The 13,850-nt window shown below is 72.3% G+C and carries 14 protein-coding genes and 1 tRNA gene; 7 read left to right on the plus strand and 8 right to left on the minus strand.

Annotation, left to right across the window (positions count from 1 at the left end; genetic code table 11):
• Nucleotides 1-67: 67 nt before the first annotated feature.
• Nucleotides 68-1,465 carry a GntP family permease gene (locus ACFW01_RS21380; RefSeq protein ID WP_384505598.1) on the minus strand — a complete coding sequence of 466 codons (1,398 nt, stop codon included), beginning with the start codon at nt 1,463-1,465 and terminating at the stop codon, nt 68-70.
• Nucleotides 1,466-1,511: 46 nt separating this feature from the next.
• The gene (locus tag ACFW01_RS21385; RefSeq protein WP_234960827.1) at nt 1,512-2,039 is read right to left on the minus strand and encodes a gluconokinase; all 528 of its coding nucleotides are present in this window, start codon (nt 2,037-2,039) and stop codon (nt 1,512-1,514) included.
• Between the two features lie 137 nt (nt 2,040-2,176).
• Here ACFW01_RS21385 and ACFW01_RS21390 point away from each other — a divergent pair, with 137 nt between their 5' ends.
• Complete coding sequence (locus ACFW01_RS21390; RefSeq protein WP_384505601.1) at nt 2,177-2,878, plus strand: FadR/GntR family transcriptional regulator; 702 nt, start codon at nt 2,177-2,179, stop codon at nt 2,876-2,878.
• 14 nt (nt 2,879-2,892) lie between these two features.
• Here the strand turns inward: ACFW01_RS21390 and ACFW01_RS21395 are convergent, their stop codons facing one another.
• Together ACFW01_RS21395 and ACFW01_RS21400 are read right to left on the minus strand one after the other, a co-directional pair.
• Nucleotides 2,893-3,264, minus strand: coding sequence for a YchJ family protein (locus tag ACFW01_RS21395; protein ID WP_384505604.1), 372 nt, complete (start codon nt 3,262-3,264; stop codon nt 2,893-2,895).
• 53 nt (nt 3,265-3,317) lie between these two features.
• Nucleotides 3,318-3,405 (minus strand) — tRNA-Leu (locus ACFW01_RS21400).
• Between the two features lie 163 nt (nt 3,406-3,568).
• Between ACFW01_RS21400 and ACFW01_RS21405 the strand changes: the two genes are divergently transcribed.
• From ACFW01_RS21405 to ACFW01_RS21415, 3 genes are all read left to right on the plus strand, one after another.
• The gene (locus ACFW01_RS21405; RefSeq protein ID WP_234960855.1) at nt 3,569-4,894 is read left to right on the plus strand and encodes a M20/M25/M40 family metallo-hydrolase; all 1,326 of its coding nucleotides are present in this window, start codon (nt 3,569-3,571) and stop codon (nt 4,892-4,894) included.
• Between the two features lie 170 nt (nt 4,895-5,064).
• Entirely contained in the window at nt 5,065-5,298 is a 234-nt protein-coding gene (gene chpH / locus ACFW01_RS21410; protein ID WP_234960830.1) for a chaplin ChpH, read from the plus strand.
• A gap of 175 nt (nt 5,299-5,473) precedes the next feature.
• Nucleotides 5,474-6,379, plus strand: a complete 906-nt coding sequence (locus ACFW01_RS21415) for a chaplin (protein WP_234960831.1) — start codon at nt 5,474-5,476, stop codon at nt 6,377-6,379.
• Between the two features lie 56 nt (nt 6,380-6,435).
• Here the strand turns inward: ACFW01_RS21415 and ACFW01_RS21420 are convergent, their stop codons facing one another.
• A complete protein-coding gene (locus ACFW01_RS21420; protein WP_234960832.1) occupies nt 6,436-6,624 on the minus strand; it encodes a DUF5703 family protein in 189 nt (62 codons plus the stop codon).
• 47 nt (nt 6,625-6,671) lie between these two features.
• Between ACFW01_RS21420 and ACFW01_RS21425 the strand changes: the two genes are divergently transcribed.
• Entirely contained in the window at nt 6,672-7,448 is a 777-nt protein-coding gene (locus tag ACFW01_RS21425) for a hypothetical protein (RefSeq protein ID WP_234960833.1), read from the plus strand.
• A gap of 42 nt (nt 7,449-7,490) precedes the next feature.
• Here ACFW01_RS21425 and ACFW01_RS21430 read toward each other — a convergent pair whose 3' ends face one another.
• Together ACFW01_RS21430 and ACFW01_RS21435 are read right to left on the minus strand one after the other, a co-directional pair.
• A complete protein-coding gene (locus ACFW01_RS21430) occupies nt 7,491-9,665 on the minus strand; it encodes a helix-hairpin-helix domain-containing protein (RefSeq protein ID WP_234960834.1) in 2,175 nt (724 codons plus the stop codon).
• On the minus strand, nt 9,662-10,648 hold the full coding sequence (locus ACFW01_RS21435; RefSeq protein WP_161331589.1) for an aldo/keto reductase: 987 nt from the start codon (nt 10,646-10,648) through the stop codon (nt 9,662-9,664). Before ACFW01_RS21435 ends, ACFW01_RS21430 begins: the two co-directional genes overlap by 4 nt.
• A 113-nt stretch (nt 10,649-10,761) precedes the next feature.
• Between ACFW01_RS21435 and ACFW01_RS21440 the strand changes: the two genes are divergently transcribed.
• The gene (locus tag ACFW01_RS21440) at nt 10,762-11,817 is read left to right on the plus strand and encodes an LLM class F420-dependent oxidoreductase (protein WP_234960835.1); all 1,056 of its coding nucleotides are present in this window, start codon (nt 10,762-10,764) and stop codon (nt 11,815-11,817) included.
• Between the two features lie 233 nt (nt 11,818-12,050).
• Complete coding sequence (locus ACFW01_RS21445; protein WP_234960836.1) at nt 12,051-12,839, plus strand: ferritin-like domain-containing protein; 789 nt, start codon at nt 12,051-12,053, stop codon at nt 12,837-12,839.
• A gap of 12 nt (nt 12,840-12,851) precedes the next feature.
• Here ACFW01_RS21445 and corA read toward each other — a convergent pair whose 3' ends face one another.
• Nucleotides 12,852-13,847, minus strand: coding sequence for a magnesium/cobalt transporter CorA (gene corA / locus ACFW01_RS21450; RefSeq protein ID WP_234960837.1), 996 nt, complete (start codon nt 13,845-13,847; stop codon nt 12,852-12,854).
• Nucleotides 13,848-13,850 lie beyond the last annotated feature (3 nt).

Here is a 13,850-nt window from a genome sequence, read left to right on the forward strand (position 1 = left end):
GGCCCACCCGCCCCTCGACACCGGTGACGCCGTGTCGAGGAGCGGGTGGGCCCGAGTCGCCGTACCGCTACAGGATCAGCGAGAGCAGCAGGACCGTGCCGCCGGCCACGACCGAGATGATCGTCTCCATGACGGACCAGGTCTTGATGGTCTGGCCGACGCTCAGCCCGAAGTACTCCTTCACCAGCCAGAAGCCGGCGTCGTTGACGTGGCTGAAGAAGAGCGAACCTGCGCCGATGGCGAGGACCAGCAGGGCGGCGTGCGTGGTCGACATGTCGGCCGCGAGCGGCGCGACCAGACCGGCCGCCGAGACCGTCGCCACCGTCGCCGAACCGGTCGCCAGCCGGATCGCCACCGCGATCAGCCAGGCCAGCAGCAGCGCCGGGATCGACCAGTCCTTGGAGATCTCCAGGATCATCTGGCCCACGCCGGAGTCGATCAGCGTCTGCTTGAAGCCGCCGCCGGCGCCGACGATGAGCAGGATGCCGGCGATGGGCGCCAGGCCCTTCTCGACCAGGCCCGACAGCCGGTCCTTGCCGAACCCGGCGGGCCGCAGCAGCGTGAAGATACCGACGATCACGGAGACCAGCAGGGCGATCAGCGGATTGCCGATGACGTCGAAGGTGCGCTGCACCAGGTTCTCCGGGTCGTCGACGATGATGTCGACGAGCGCCTTGAGCAGCATCAGCACGACCGGCAGCAGGATCGTGGCCAGCGTCGCGCCGAAGCCCGGGCGCTTCTCCAGGTCCTCGGAGGCGCGCGTCGGGATCATCCGGTCGGGAGCGGGCACGTCCACCCAGCGGGCGGCGTACTTGGAGAACACCGGACCCGCGATGATCACCGTCGGGACGGCGATCAGCACGCCCAGCGCGAGGGTCACGCCGAGGTTGGCGCCGAGCGCGTCGATCGCGACCAGCGGGCCGGGGTGCGGCGGGACCAGGCCGTGCATCACGGAGAGACCGGCGAGGGCCGGGATGCCGATCCGCATCAGCGAGTAGTTGCCGCGCTTGGCGACCATCAGCACGACCGGGATCAGCAGCACGATGCCGACCTCGAAGAAGAGCGGCAGTCCGATGACCGAGGCGATCAGCACCATCGTCCACGGCATCGAGCGAGGCGTCGCCCTGGCGAGGATGGTGTCCACGATCTGGTCGGCGCCACCGGAGTCGGCGAGCATCTTGCCGAGGATCGCGCCGAGGGCGATCAGCACGCCGACGCCCGCGACGGTGGAGCCGAGCCCGGCGGTGAAGCTGGTGATGACCTTGTCCAGCGGCGCACCGGCGAACGCGCCGAGCGCCAGTGACCCGATGGTCAGCGACAGGAAGGCATGCAGCTTGAACTTGGTGATGAGCAGCACGATGACGGCGATGCCGAGGAGCACGGCGATGCCCAGCTGGGCGTGGCCGGCCGAGGTGATCGGCTCGACGGTGTCCGCTGCCAGCATCTCGACGCTGAGTCTGGTCACGGTGGGTTCCTTGCGGTGATGGGGGTTCGGGGGACGGTGCGGGGGGTTACTGGACCGGCTCGGGCAGGTCGCCCAAGGCGCTCGCCGCGCGTTCGGCGATCTCCTCGGGCGTACCGGCGACGTCCACCGCGACCCCGGCCTCGTCCGACTGGAGCGGCTGCAGGGTGGCGAACTGGGAGTCGAGCAGGGCCGTCGGCATGAAGTGGCCCTGCCGGTGCGCCATCCGGTCCTCGATCAGCTCACGGCTGCCCGTGAGATGGACGAAGACGACACCGGGAGCGGCGGCTCGCAGCCGGTCGCGGTACGACCGCTTGAGCGCCGAACTGCTCACCACCCCGCCGAGCCCCGCACGACCGTGGGCCCAGTCGCCGATGGCGTCCAGCCACGGCCAGCGGTCCTCGTCCGTCAGAGGGGTGCCGGCCGTCATCTTGGCGATGTTGGCCGGCGGGTGGAAGTCGTCGCCCTCGGCGTAGGGGACGCCGAGCCGGGCCGCGAGCAGGGGGCCGATGGTGGTCTTCCCGGTGCCCGCTACGCCCATGACCACGACGACATGGGGGGTGTGCAGTCGCTGCATCGCACTCTCGCTGTCTGCTGTCTTCGTCGACACGTGATGTCGACGTAACTGAAACCCATTAGGTACGACTAATTCAAGAGCCTGTGACATATAAGTCTGACTTTTTGTTCCCGTGACGCGCCCCGTACGCTGAGTGCATGAGCACACCGGGCCGGGGGCTGCACGGCCGCGTACTGGACACCCTCGGTCCCGCGATCACAGCGGGCGAATACCCCGCGGGCAGCGTTCTGCGCACGGACGAACTCGCGCAGCGCTTCGAGGTCTCGCGCTCCGTGATGCGCGAGGCCGTCCGGGTCCTGGAGTCCATGCACCTCGTCGAGTCGCGCCGCCGCGTGGGCGTCACCGTCCTGCCCGAGTGCGAGTGGAACGTCTACGACCCGCAGGTCATCCGCTGGCGCCTGGCCGGTGCCGAACGCCCCCGGCAGCTGCGCTCACTGACCGTGCTGAGGTCGGCGGTCGAGCCGGTCGCGGCCGGCCTGACGGCACGGCTCGCCACACCGGAGCAGTGCGCCGAGCTGACCGAGTGCGCGCTCGGCATGGTCGCCAACTCGAGCGGGCACCGGCTGGAGGAGTACCTCTTCCACGACGTGGCCTTCCACCGCGTCATCCTCACCGCCTCGGGCAACGAGATGTTCGCCCGCCTCGGCGGTGTCGTCGCCGAGGTCCTGGCCGGCCGCACCCACCACGACGTGATGTTCGAGGACCCCGACCCGGCCGCCGTCACCCTGCACGTCCAGGTCGCCGAGGCGGTACGGGCCCGGGACGCCGAGCGCGCCGAGCGGCTGACCCGGGAGATCACCGTCGGCGCGCTGCGGGAACTGGACATCCTGGCACCCTGAGTGCCGGACGGGCGTCAGTCGAGGAACTCCCCGTCCACGTACACCCATGCCCCGTCCACCCGCTCGAAGCGGCTCCGCTCGTGCAGCGAGCCGCCGCGCTGGGAGGCGCGGAAGGTGACCCTCCCGGTGGTGTGGAAGGCGGACCCGCCCGTCGAGTCCAGGATCTCCAGGCCCGTCCACCGCGTCCCCGGGTCCAGGTCGAGGCGCGCGGGCCGGGTCCTCGGATGCCAGGTCCGCAGCAGGTACCCGGAGTCGCCCTTCACGAAGGCGCTGTAGCGCGAGCGCATCAGGGCCTCGGCGGTCGGGGCGGCGGCCCCGGCGTGGAAACGCCCGCAGCACTTCTCGTACGTCTCGGACCGCCCGCAGGGGCAGGAAGGGGTGGTCATGGCGACCACTGTAGGGGAAAAGCAGAAAACCCCTGCTCAGCAGGGGTTTCAGCTGGTGTCCGAGGGGGGACTTGAACCCCCACGCCCGATAAAGGGCACTAGCACCTCAAGCTAGCGCGTCTGCCATTCCGCCACCCGGACAAGGTGTCTGCCGCGCGGGGCGCTGCCCGCGGCGACGACGTAAACATTACCAGGCTTTCCGGGGTGGCCGATCACCCCCTTCTTGGGCACGGGCGTCCGGAGAGAGAGGATGAGAGCGACCCACCAGCAGGGACCCACCAGCAGTGACAGCGGGAGGAACCACGTGAGCGACTCGGGCACGGCCAGGAGCGTCACCGGCGAGGACGAGGTCGTCGACCTCTGCCGCGAGCTGATCCGGATCGACACCAGCAACTACGGCGACCACTCGGGGCCGGGCGAGCGCAAGGCCGCCGAGTACGTCGCGGAGAAGCTCGCGGAGGTGGGACTCGAACCGCGGATCTTCGAATCCCACCCCGGACGAGCCTCCACCGTGGCCCGGATCGAGGGCGAGGACCCGTCCCGGCCCGCGCTGCTCATCCACGGCCACACCGACGTCGTCCCGGCCAACGCGGACGACTGGACCCACCACCCCTTCTCCGGCGAGGTCGCCGACGGCTGCGTGTGGGGCCGCGGCGCCGTCGACATGAAGGACATGGACGCGATGACCCTCGCGGTCGTCCGCGACCGGCTGCGCAGCGGGCGCAAGCCGCCGCGCGACATCGTGCTGGCCTTCCTCGCCGACGAGGAGGCCGGCGGCACCTACGGCGCCCGGCACCTCGTCGACCACCACCCCGACCTCTTCGAGGGCGTCACCGAGGCGATCAGTGAGGTGGGCGGCTTCTCCTTCACCGTGAGCGAGCAGCGCCGCCTCTACCTGATCCAGACGGCCGAGAAGGGCATGCACTGGATGAAGCTGACCGTGGCCGGTACCGCCGGCCACGGGTCGATGATCCACCGCGACAACGCGATCACCGAGCTGTCGGAGGCCGTCGCGCGCCTCGGACGGCACCAGTTCCCGATCCGCGTGACCAAGACGACCCGGGCGTTCCTCGACGAACTGGGCGACGCGATGGGCGTCGAACTCGACGCGGACGACATGGAGGCCACGCTCGCCAAGCTCGGCGGCATCGCCAAGCTCATCGGCGCGACCCTGCGCAACACCGCCAACCCCACGCAGCTGGGCGCCGGCTACAAGGTCAACGTCATTCCGGGCGCGGCCACCGCACACGTCGACGGGCGGTTCCTGCCCGGGCACGAGGAGGAGTTCCTCGCCGACCTCGACCGGATCCTCGGACCGAAGGTGCTGCGCGAGGACGTGCACGCCGACAAGGCCGTCGAGACGACCTTCGACGGAGCGCTCGTCGAGGCGATGCAGTCCGCGCTGGTGGCCGAGGACCCGGCCGCGAAGGCGATCCCCTACATGCTCTCCGGCGGCACGGACGCGAAGTCCTTCGACGACCTGGGCATCCGGGGGTTCGGCTTCGCACCGCTCAAGCTGCCGCCGGAGCTGGACTTCGCGGGCATGTTCCACGGGGTGGACGAGCGGGTGCCGGTGGAGGGACTCCAGTTCGGCGTGCGGGTGCTCGACCGCTTCATCGACGCCTCCTGAACCGCGCCCCTCGGGTCGACGGGCTCCGCACGTGCCGGTATTCGGCCGCGCGTGCGGACGTCGACCGGGACGAGTGAATGCGCTCATAAGCTCGTAGCCTCATTACTTCCTCCTCGTTACAGGTGATGCGATCAGCAAGCTGGGATCGCGTTTTCCAACTAGGAGGAACAATGCTCAAGAAGGTCGTCGCCGCCGCGGCTGCCACCGGTGGTCTGGTTCTCGCGAGCGCGGGCATGGCCGTCGCCGACTCCGGTGCGCAGGGTGCCGCCGTGCACTCGCCCGGTGTCCTTTCCGGCAACGTGGTCCAGGTTCCCGTGCACGTCCCGGTGAACGTCTGCGGCAACACGATTTCCGTGATCGGTCTGCTGAACCCCGCCTTCGGCAACGCCTGCGTCAACAAGTGACGTTGCGCCTCGCCCCATGAGGGTCTGAGTCCGTCGGCCCCGGAGCGCACGCCATGCGCTCCGGGGCCGACGGCCTTTCGGATCGACCTGCGAGGCGGGGGAGTGACGGCAAGGCACGCCGGAATTCCCGGCATCACCGACACCACGGGACTAGGGCAAGGCAGGGATCCAGGAAATGCGACAGGTCACCCGCAAGGGCCTGATGACGATGGCGGCGGCCACCGGTGTGATCGCCGCCGTGGGCGGCACCGCCCACGCCGACTCGGGGGCGCACGGCTCGAGTTCGGGTTCGCCCGGCGTACTGTCCGGCAACACCGTGCAGGCGCCGGTGCACGTGCCGGTCAACCTGTGCGGCAACACGGTCGACGTCGTCGGCCTCCTCAATCCGGCGATGGGCAACTCGTGCGCCAACCGGGGCGGCGGCGCCTCCGGGGGCTCGGGCGGATACGGCGACTCCGGCGGCCGGGACGGCTCGCACGGCGGCTCGCACGGCGGCTCGCAGGCCGGCGGCCACGCCACGGACTCACCGGGCGTCGCGTCCGGCAACCACGTCGAGGTGCCGGTGCACGTTCCGGTGAACGTGTGCGGCAACAGCGTCGACGTCGTCGGGGTCCTCAACCCGGCCACCGGCAACGACTGCGGCAACGGCGGCGGCGGCGACCACGAGACGCCCCCCGGCGACCCGGGAGACCCCGGTAATCCTGGTGACCCCGGTGACCCCGGTGACCCGGGTGATCCCGGCAATCCGGGGGACCCCGGGAACCCGGGTGACCCCGGCGACCCTGGTGATCCCGGCAATCCCGGTGACCCGGGTGACCCGGGTGACCCGGGCGACCCCGGGAACCCGGACACCCCGGACGACCCGCCGGGTTCGGAAGGCCCCGACGGTCCGGACGGCGGGACCCCGGGCGGCTCCCAGGACGAGGACGGTTCCGGTACCCGGGACGCCGCACAGCCGCACGGCGACGCCAGCCTCGCCGAGACCGGCAGCGGCCTGCCGCTGGGCCTCACCCTGCCGGTGGGCGCGGGAGCGCTGCTCGCGGGCACGGTGCTCTACCGCAAGGCACGCGCCTCGGCGTGACCCGAGCGGTGCGGTACCCGGAGCGGGCCCCGCGTCGGCGGGGCCCGCTCCGCGGCTCACCAGGTGGCGCGTACCTGGCGGATGATCCGCCGCCGCAGCCGTACCTTGCGGCTGCCGTCGCGCAACAGGGTCAGGCGGTACAACTCCCAGTGTCCGTACTCGGCATGTTCCGTCAGCAGGCGAGTCGTCTCCCCGCGGGTGACCCCGCGCGGAACGTACACATCGACAAATTCGTATTCCGGCATCGAATCTATTGTGCGGGCTGGGGCCCGGTACGGATAGCGTCTGCACTATGTCTGATGCTGCGCAGCCCACCGCTGCCGAGGTACGCGCCGCCGCCGAGGCGGTCAAGACCGCGCTCGACCGCCACCTGGCCGCGGTCGAACGCCGGTCGGGGGAGGACGACCCGGCCGTCTACGACGCGTTCAACCAGCTGGCCGCGGCCGCGGAGGCGTACGACGAACTGCTCTACGACCGGTACGACGAGGTCACTCCCTTCGAGATCCCCGGCGCCGAGGACTCGATGCCGCCGTACACGGGCCCCGAGGAGCCCAGCGCGCTCAGCGTGCTGATCCGCCGCGACTACTCGGTGGCCGAGCCGCAGCGTCTGATGGCTCAGGCCCGGCGGGTCGAGGCGGCGGACGAGGAGGGCGTGGGCGCGGAGGCCTCCGGCACGGTCCACGGGGCGCTGGGCCTGCTGTTCGGCGAGTTCGAGCCGGACGAGATCGCCTCCCGGCACAAGGAGTTCGGACTGGAGGAGGGCGACTCCACGCTCTGGGTGACGGCCGCGGACGAGACCGCCGACCCCGGCGAGTGGCTGGAGGCCCCGTTCGACCAGGCCGACCCGCAACTGGTCGTCTGCCGGTTCGACGTCAGCGCGGTCTTCGACGAGGAGTTCGACGACGGTCTCGACGATGACGACGATGACGACGACGAGGCGGACACGGACGAGGACGAGAGCGGCGACGTGGGTGCGGGGGAGCTGGACGAGGACCTCGACACGGACCTGGACGACGACCTCGGCCCGGACGAGGACACCGAACCGGCGCGTCCGACCGCGGGCCGCTGAATCGCCGGCCCCCGGGAGCGCTCCGGGGACCGGCGCCCGGGATCAGCCGGCCGCCGGGACCTGCGGCGCGAGCAGCACCGGCAGCCGGGTCGTGCGGGGCTTGGCCGGGATCTCGGCCACGGCGCGGGGCAGCGCCTGCTCGACGCCGTGCACCACGGAGAGGTGCCGGGCGGCCCGGCCGAAGGCCGTGTAGACCCAGGGGCGGCTGAGGGCCTGCGCGGCGTCGCCGGGCAGGACCACCACCACCGCCGGCCACCGGCCGCCCACCGCCTGGTGCGCGGTGAGGGCCCACCCGTGCCGCACGGATCCCTCGACCCGGTCCTTGGGGACGACCACGTCCTCGCCCCCGCACGACAGGTGCAGTCCGTCGGTGTCGGCCTTCACCACGTGGCCGGGCAGCGTACGGCCCGGCGCGGGGGAGTAGGCGACACGGTCGCCGGGGTCGAAGCCGCCGAAGCGGCCGGGGCCGGGATTCAGCCGTTCCTTCAGCGCCGCGTTGAGCGCCCGGGTGCCCGCCGCGCCGCCGTGGCCCGGCGTGATCACCTGGGTCTCCTCGGCGGGTACACCGATCGCGCGCGGCACCGAGTCCGCGACGAGCTGGACGGTGCGGTGCACGGCCTCGCCCGCCTCCCGCACCGGCACGATCACGACCTCCTTGCCGGGCGCCTCCACCTGGCCCAGCTCGCCGATGCCGATGCCGGAGACGAGTTCGCCGAGCGGGCCCGGGTCCGGGAGCCGCGAGGCGATCTGCGGGCAGACCCCCGCCGCCAGCAGGTCCGCGAAGATCCGTCCGGGCCCCGCCGAGCCGAGCACCGCCGGATCCCCGGCCAGCACCAGCCGGGCCCCGTCCGGCAGTGACTCCGCCAGCAGCGCGCCCGCCTCGACGTCCAGCTGCGGTGCGTCGAGGACCACCAGCAGATCCAGGTCCACCGCACCGTCGGCGTCCCGCCCCGGCCCCTCGGCACCGGCCAGCAACCCGGCCAGGGTGACGACCGCCGGACCCTCCTCGGCCGCGGCGCCCAGCAGCGCGGCGAAGCGGTCCCGGCCGAGCGGGCCCGGCGCGGCCGCCCAGGCGCGCAGCCCCAGGGCGTGCGCGGCGTGCAACAGGGCCGCCGGTTCGGCCAGGGACGCCTCCCCGCCGGTGTGCAGGACCAGCCCGTGGCCCGCGACGGCGCGGATCAGCTCGGCGGCCGACCCCTGCGCCGAGTCGGCGGCCCGCTCCCAGTCCGCGGCCGAACCGTCCTGCTTCGGTGCCGCGTTGACGAGCCGGGCGAGACCGTCGGCCAGGCTCTCCTCGGCGAGCGCGTACCGCTCCAGGCCGATCAGGACGCGGACCGGGCGATCGTCGCTCCCCTCGTCCTCCTCGCCCGAGCCCTCCGCGCCGCCGGCCGCACGCTCCGGGCGGGCGCCGGCCCCGTCCAGGACGTCCTGGAAGGCCAGCGCCTCGCCCTCGGCCAACGTGCTCTGCACGGCCGCGTCGGGATCCGGCACGCCCCGCTGAGCCAACGTGGCGGTGAGGCGCGCCAGCTCCAAGGCGGTGTGCCCGGCCAGCGCCGCCTGCTCCAGCAGCCACACGGTGACGGCACGGCCGCGCCGCTCGTCGTCCGGGCCGCACCCCGCGCCGAGCAGAGCGCGGGCGAACCCGTCGGCCTGCTCGGGTCGCACCCCGCCGACCCGGAGCAGCTGCCAGGGGTCCGCGCGCAGGGCCTCCTCCGCCCCCTCGCCGAGGACCGCGGCGGTCTGCGGGGCGAGCGCCTCCGGAGCGCCGCCCTCGGCCAGCACGCGCCGGACCGCCTCGACGGTCTCCGGCGGCGGTCCCGCGGGTGCGGCGGACGGCTCGGCGGGCGCGGGCCGGGACGGCCGCACCGGCTCCGGGGCGGGGCGGCGGGCCGGCCCGGGGTCGCCGAAAACGGTGGCCGCGGGCTTCTCGCCGCCCTCCACGGCCCGCACGGCGGCCAGCAGATCGGCCGCCGTGCCGCTGAGCTTCCCCCCGGCCTCGATCGGCCCCTGCTTCTCCGCCTTCCGCCGCTCGATCCGCTCCCGCTCGACCCGCTGAGCGGCCAGCTCGGCCTCGGTCTCGGACACCTGCGCCGCCGGGGCGGCCGCGTCGCCCCCCTCTCCGGCGGTGTCTGCGGAGTCCGCGGCGCCCGGCGTTCCCGCCCCGGGCTCCACGGTTTCTGCGGTGTCCTCGGAGGCGGGCTCGGGCTCCGTGCTCACAGCGTGCTCCAGTCGTGATCGGGATAGCGGTGCACCGGCGCCGACACGTCGTCGAGCGCCCGGCAGATCTCGTCAGGAAGACTAAGGGCCTCCACTGACAACGCCGCCGTGAGCTGCTGCGCGTTGCGCGGTCCGATGATCGGCGCGACCACACCCGGCCGGTCGCGGATCCAGGCCAGCGCCACCTGGAGCGGGGTCACCGCGAGCCCGTCGGCCGCGGTCGCCACCGCGTCCACGATGTGCCCGGCCGTGTCGTCGAGGTAGGGCGCGACGAACGGCGCCAGCTGCTCCGAGGCACCCCGCGAGTCCGGGGGCGTGGCGTCCTTGCGGTACTTGCCGGTCAGGACCCCCCGGCCCAGCGGCGAGGAGGGCAGCAGGCCGACGCCCATGTCCAGGGCGGCGGGCAGCACCTCACGCTCGACGCCCCGCTGCAGCAGTGAGTACTCCATCTGGCTGCTCGCCACCCGGTTCCTCACACCGGGCGCCGCCAGCTGCCAGGTCGCGGCCTTGGCGAGCTGCCAGCCGCAGAAGTTGGAGACCCCCGCGTACCGGGCCCGGCCGCTGCTCACCGCCACGTCCAGGGCATGCAGCGTCTCCTCCAGCGGGGTGTGCGGGTCGAAGGCGTGCAGGTGCCACACGTCGACATGGTCGGTGCCGAGCCGGGCGAGCGAGGCGTCCAGCGCGGAGAGCAGATGGCCGCGCGAACCGTCGAAGCGGCGGTCGGGATCGGGCACGCTGCCCGCCTTCGTCGAGATCACCAGGTCCCGGCGCGGCACCAGGCCCTCCATGAGACGGCCGAGCAGGTACTCCGACTCCCCGTCGCCGTACACGTCCGCCGTGTCGACGAGTGTGCCGCCCGCTTCCCAGAAGGTCTTCAAGAGGTCCGCGGCGTCGTGCTCGTCCGTGCCCCGGCCCCAGGTCAGGGTGCCGAGACCGATGCGGGACACGCGCAGGCCGGTGCGGCCGAGATGCCTCTGCTCCATGAACGGCGACATTACTGGCCACGGCTTGCGCTGTGGGGGCCTGTGGACAACCGATTTCCGCGCGCTAAGGTCGGGACACCAGCGACGTTACTGATGGGTAAGGGGAATCGGCCATGCAGCTCGGGATCAACCTCGGCTACTGGGGTGCCGGAATGGACGCGGACAACCTGGCCGTGGCCAAGGAGGCCGACCGGCTCGGATACGCCGTCTGCTGGGCCGCCGAGGCCTACGGCTCCGACGCGGCCACCGTGCTCACCTGGGTCGCCGCCCAGACCGAGCGCATCGACGTGGGCTCGGCCATCTTCCAGATCCCGGCCCGCCAGCCCGCGATGACCGCGATGACCGCCGCCACCCTGGACTCACTCTCCCAGGGCCGCTTCCGCCTCGGCCTCGGCGTCTCCGGACCGCAGGTCTCCGAGGGCTGGTACGGCGTCAAGTTCGACAAGCCCCTGGCCCGCACCCGCGAGTACGTGGAGATCGTGCGCAGGGCGATGACCCGCGAGCGGCTGTCGTACGAGGGGCAGCACTGGACGCTGCCGCTGCCCGGCGGCCCCGGCAAGCCGATCAAGCTGACCGTGCACCCGCAGCGCGAGCACATCCCGCTCTACATCGCCGCCATCGGCCCCAAGAACCTGGAGCAGACCGGCGAGATCGCCGACGGCGCCCTGCTCATCTTCCCCTCCGCCGACCACCTGGAGGAGACCGCCGTCAAGCACCTGCGCGCCGGGCGCGAGAAGGCCGGCCTCACCCTCGACGGCTTCGACGTCTGCCCGACCCTGCCGCTCGCCCTCGGCGAGGACAAGGACGTCACCACGCTCGCCGACACCTTCCGCCCCTACACCGCGCTCTACGTCGGCGGCATGGGCAGCCGCAAGCAGAACTTCTACAACCAGCTCGCCCAGCGCATGGGCTACGAGCGGGAGGCCGCCGAGATCCAGGACAAGTACCTGTCCGGCGACAAGCAGGGCGCCGCCGCGGCCGTGCCGCACGAGCTGATCGACCAGACGACCCTGCTCGGGTCCGTCGACCGGATCGCGGACCGGATGAAGGCCTACGCGGCGGCCGGAGTCACCACCCTGACGCTCGCCCCCGCGGGCTTCACCCTGGACGAGCGCCTCGCCGCGCTCCGCGCCGGCACCGAGGCCCTGGAGCGCGCCGGACTGGCGTGACCCTCGGGCGAGTTCAGCGGCCGTGGTGGGGGCTCGGGGGTCTTCCCCGCCACGGCCGTCACGGGGAACAACGCTCTTGCGCGCCGGTGGTTACGCGTCCCCGTGACCCCGCTGGTCCTTCTTTCGGCGGAGCTGCCCGCCGCACCTGTTGCCGAGTCCCCGCTTCCGCACTTGACTCGTTTAGCGGAGTGTGCGGAACCTGCGGACCTTGCAGCGGCAGAAGGGTGCCACCGATGCTTTCGGCGAAGAGCCTGTTCCAGGAGATCCTCGACAACGACGAGTCGTTCCGTCTCTTCTGCTCCATCGCCGCCAGCGGTGAGTCGCAGGGCGGCTGGGAGAACGCGCGCATCGCCGCGCTGGTGCCGGAGAGCGAGCGCGGCCTCGCCCCCAAGATCACCCGGCACGGGGCCGACGAGGACAAGCACGGCCGGATCTTCAACGCCCTGCTGAAGAAGCGCGGCCTCGAACCCGTGGCGGTACCCCCCGAGACCGACTACACCATGCTGCTGGAGCGGCACGGCATCGGCCTCGCCCACGACAAGCTCAAGGCCGACCAGCCCCTCACCGTGCGGGACGTCATCACCTACCTCGCGCACAGCAGGGTCACCGAGCAGCGCGCGGCCGAGCAGATGGCGATGCTCCTCAAGTACTTCGGCGACGACCCGGACCTGGGCCGGGCCGTCCGCATGATCTCCGCGGACGAGGACAACCACCTCGCCTACTCCCACGAGGAACTGCTGCGCTACACCGCCGACGGGCACGGCCCGTACATCCGGCGCACCCTGCGCGAGTGCGCGCTGGCCGAGATCCGTGTCCACCGGGACGTCAGCCTCGCCGTGATGGCCCGCATGGGACGCGTCCTGGGCTGGTCCCGCGGCAGGTCGGCGCTGCTCGCGGCCGGCATCCGCGCGACGTACGCCTACGAGCGGCTGGCCGGCTGGCGCCGCATGGTGCGGCTGCGGACCCCCGACCGCCGCGACGCGCTCGGCGGCCCCGCGACCCCGGCCCCCGAGACCGCCTGACCCCCCTGACCGCTAGAGCCAGCCCCGGCGCTTGAACTGCCGGAACAGCAGTACCTCCAGCACGGCCATCAGCACGATCACCGCCGGGTAGCCCCCGACCCAGTGCAGCTCCGGCATGTGGTCGAAGTTCATGCCGTAGATCCCCGCGATCATCGTGGGCACCGCGGCCATAGCGGCCCACGCGGAGATCTTCCGCATGTCGTCGTTCTGCCGGACGCTCATCTGCGCCAGATGTGCCGACAGGATGTCCGAGACCAGCCGGTCCAGGTTCTCCACCGACTCGTTCACACGCGTGAGGTGGTCGCTCACGTCCCGGAAGAACGGCCGCGCCCGGTCGTCCACGAACGGCACCCCGGTGCCGAACGCGCCCGTCCCGGCCAGCCGGGCCAGGGGCGGCGCCAGCGGGCCGGTCGCCCGCCGGAACTCCAGGATCTGCCGCTTGAAGGTGTAGATCCTGGACGCCGTGTGCCGCGAGCCGCCGCCGTCCGGTGAGAAGACCTCGGCCTCCAGCTCCTCCAGGTCGTTCTGGAGCTCGACCGCCACATCCAGGTAGTGGTCCACGGTGGCGTCCGCGATCGCGTACAGCACCGCCGTGGGCCCCTTGCCGAGCAGCTGGGGCTCGTGCTCCAGACGCTGCCGCACGGCCTTCAGCGGGGAACCCTCGCCGTGCCGGACCACGACCGCGAACGCGTCCCCGAGGAAGATCATCAGTTCGCCGCTGGAGACGGTGTCGCTGTCCGGCTCGTACACCACCGGCTTCAGGACGGCGAAGAGCGAGTCGTCGTACACCTCCAGCTTGGGCCGCTGATGCGCCTTGAGCGCGTCCTCCACCGCCAGTGGGTGCAACCCGAACTCCTGGCTGACCAGGTCGAACTCGGCCTCCGTCGGCTCATGCAGCCCGATCCAGACGAAGCCGCCCGCGGACCGCGCCTCGCCGAGCGCGTCGGACAGGTCCTCGGGCCCGTCCGTGCGGTGCCCGTCCCGGTAGATGGCACAGTCGACGATCACCGA

This window comes from Streptomyces sp. NPDC058985 (assembly GCF_042740985.1).
GTDB lineage: Bacteria > Actinomycetota > Actinomycetes > Streptomycetales > Streptomycetaceae > Streptomyces.

Excerpts from the sequence above, each read along its gene's own strand:
- ACFW01_RS21385 (WP_234960827.1), bottom strand. The coding sequence starts at position 2,039 with ATGCAGCGACTGCACACCCCCCATGTCGTCGTGGTCATGGGCGTAGCG.
- ACFW01_RS21390 (WP_384505601.1), top strand. The coding sequence starts at position 2,177 with ATGAGCACACCGGGCCGGGGGCTGCACGGCCGCGTACTGGACACCCTC.
- ACFW01_RS21395 (WP_384505604.1), bottom strand. The coding sequence starts at position 3,264 with ATGACCACCCCTTCCTGCCCCTGCGGGCGGTCCGAGACGTACGAGAAG.
- chpH (WP_234960830.1), top strand. The coding sequence starts at position 5,065 with ATGCTCAAGAAGGTCGTCGCCGCCGCGGCTGCCACCGGTGGTCTGGTT.
- ACFW01_RS21415 (WP_234960831.1), top strand. The coding sequence starts at position 5,474 with ATGCGACAGGTCACCCGCAAGGGCCTGATGACGATGGCGGCGGCCACC.
- ACFW01_RS21420 (WP_234960832.1), bottom strand. The coding sequence starts at position 6,624 with ATGCCGGAATACGAATTTGTCGATGTGTACGTTCCGCGCGGGGTCACC.
- ACFW01_RS21425 (WP_234960833.1), top strand. The coding sequence starts at position 6,672 with ATGTCTGATGCTGCGCAGCCCACCGCTGCCGAGGTACGCGCCGCCGCC.
- ACFW01_RS21435 (WP_161331589.1), bottom strand. The coding sequence starts at position 10,648 with ATGGAGCAGAGGCATCTCGGCCGCACCGGCCTGCGCGTGTCCCGCATC.
- ACFW01_RS21440 (WP_234960835.1), top strand. The coding sequence starts at position 10,762 with ATGCAGCTCGGGATCAACCTCGGCTACTGGGGTGCCGGAATGGACGCG.
- ACFW01_RS21445 (WP_234960836.1), top strand. The coding sequence starts at position 12,051 with ATGCTTTCGGCGAAGAGCCTGTTCCAGGAGATCCTCGACAACGACGAG.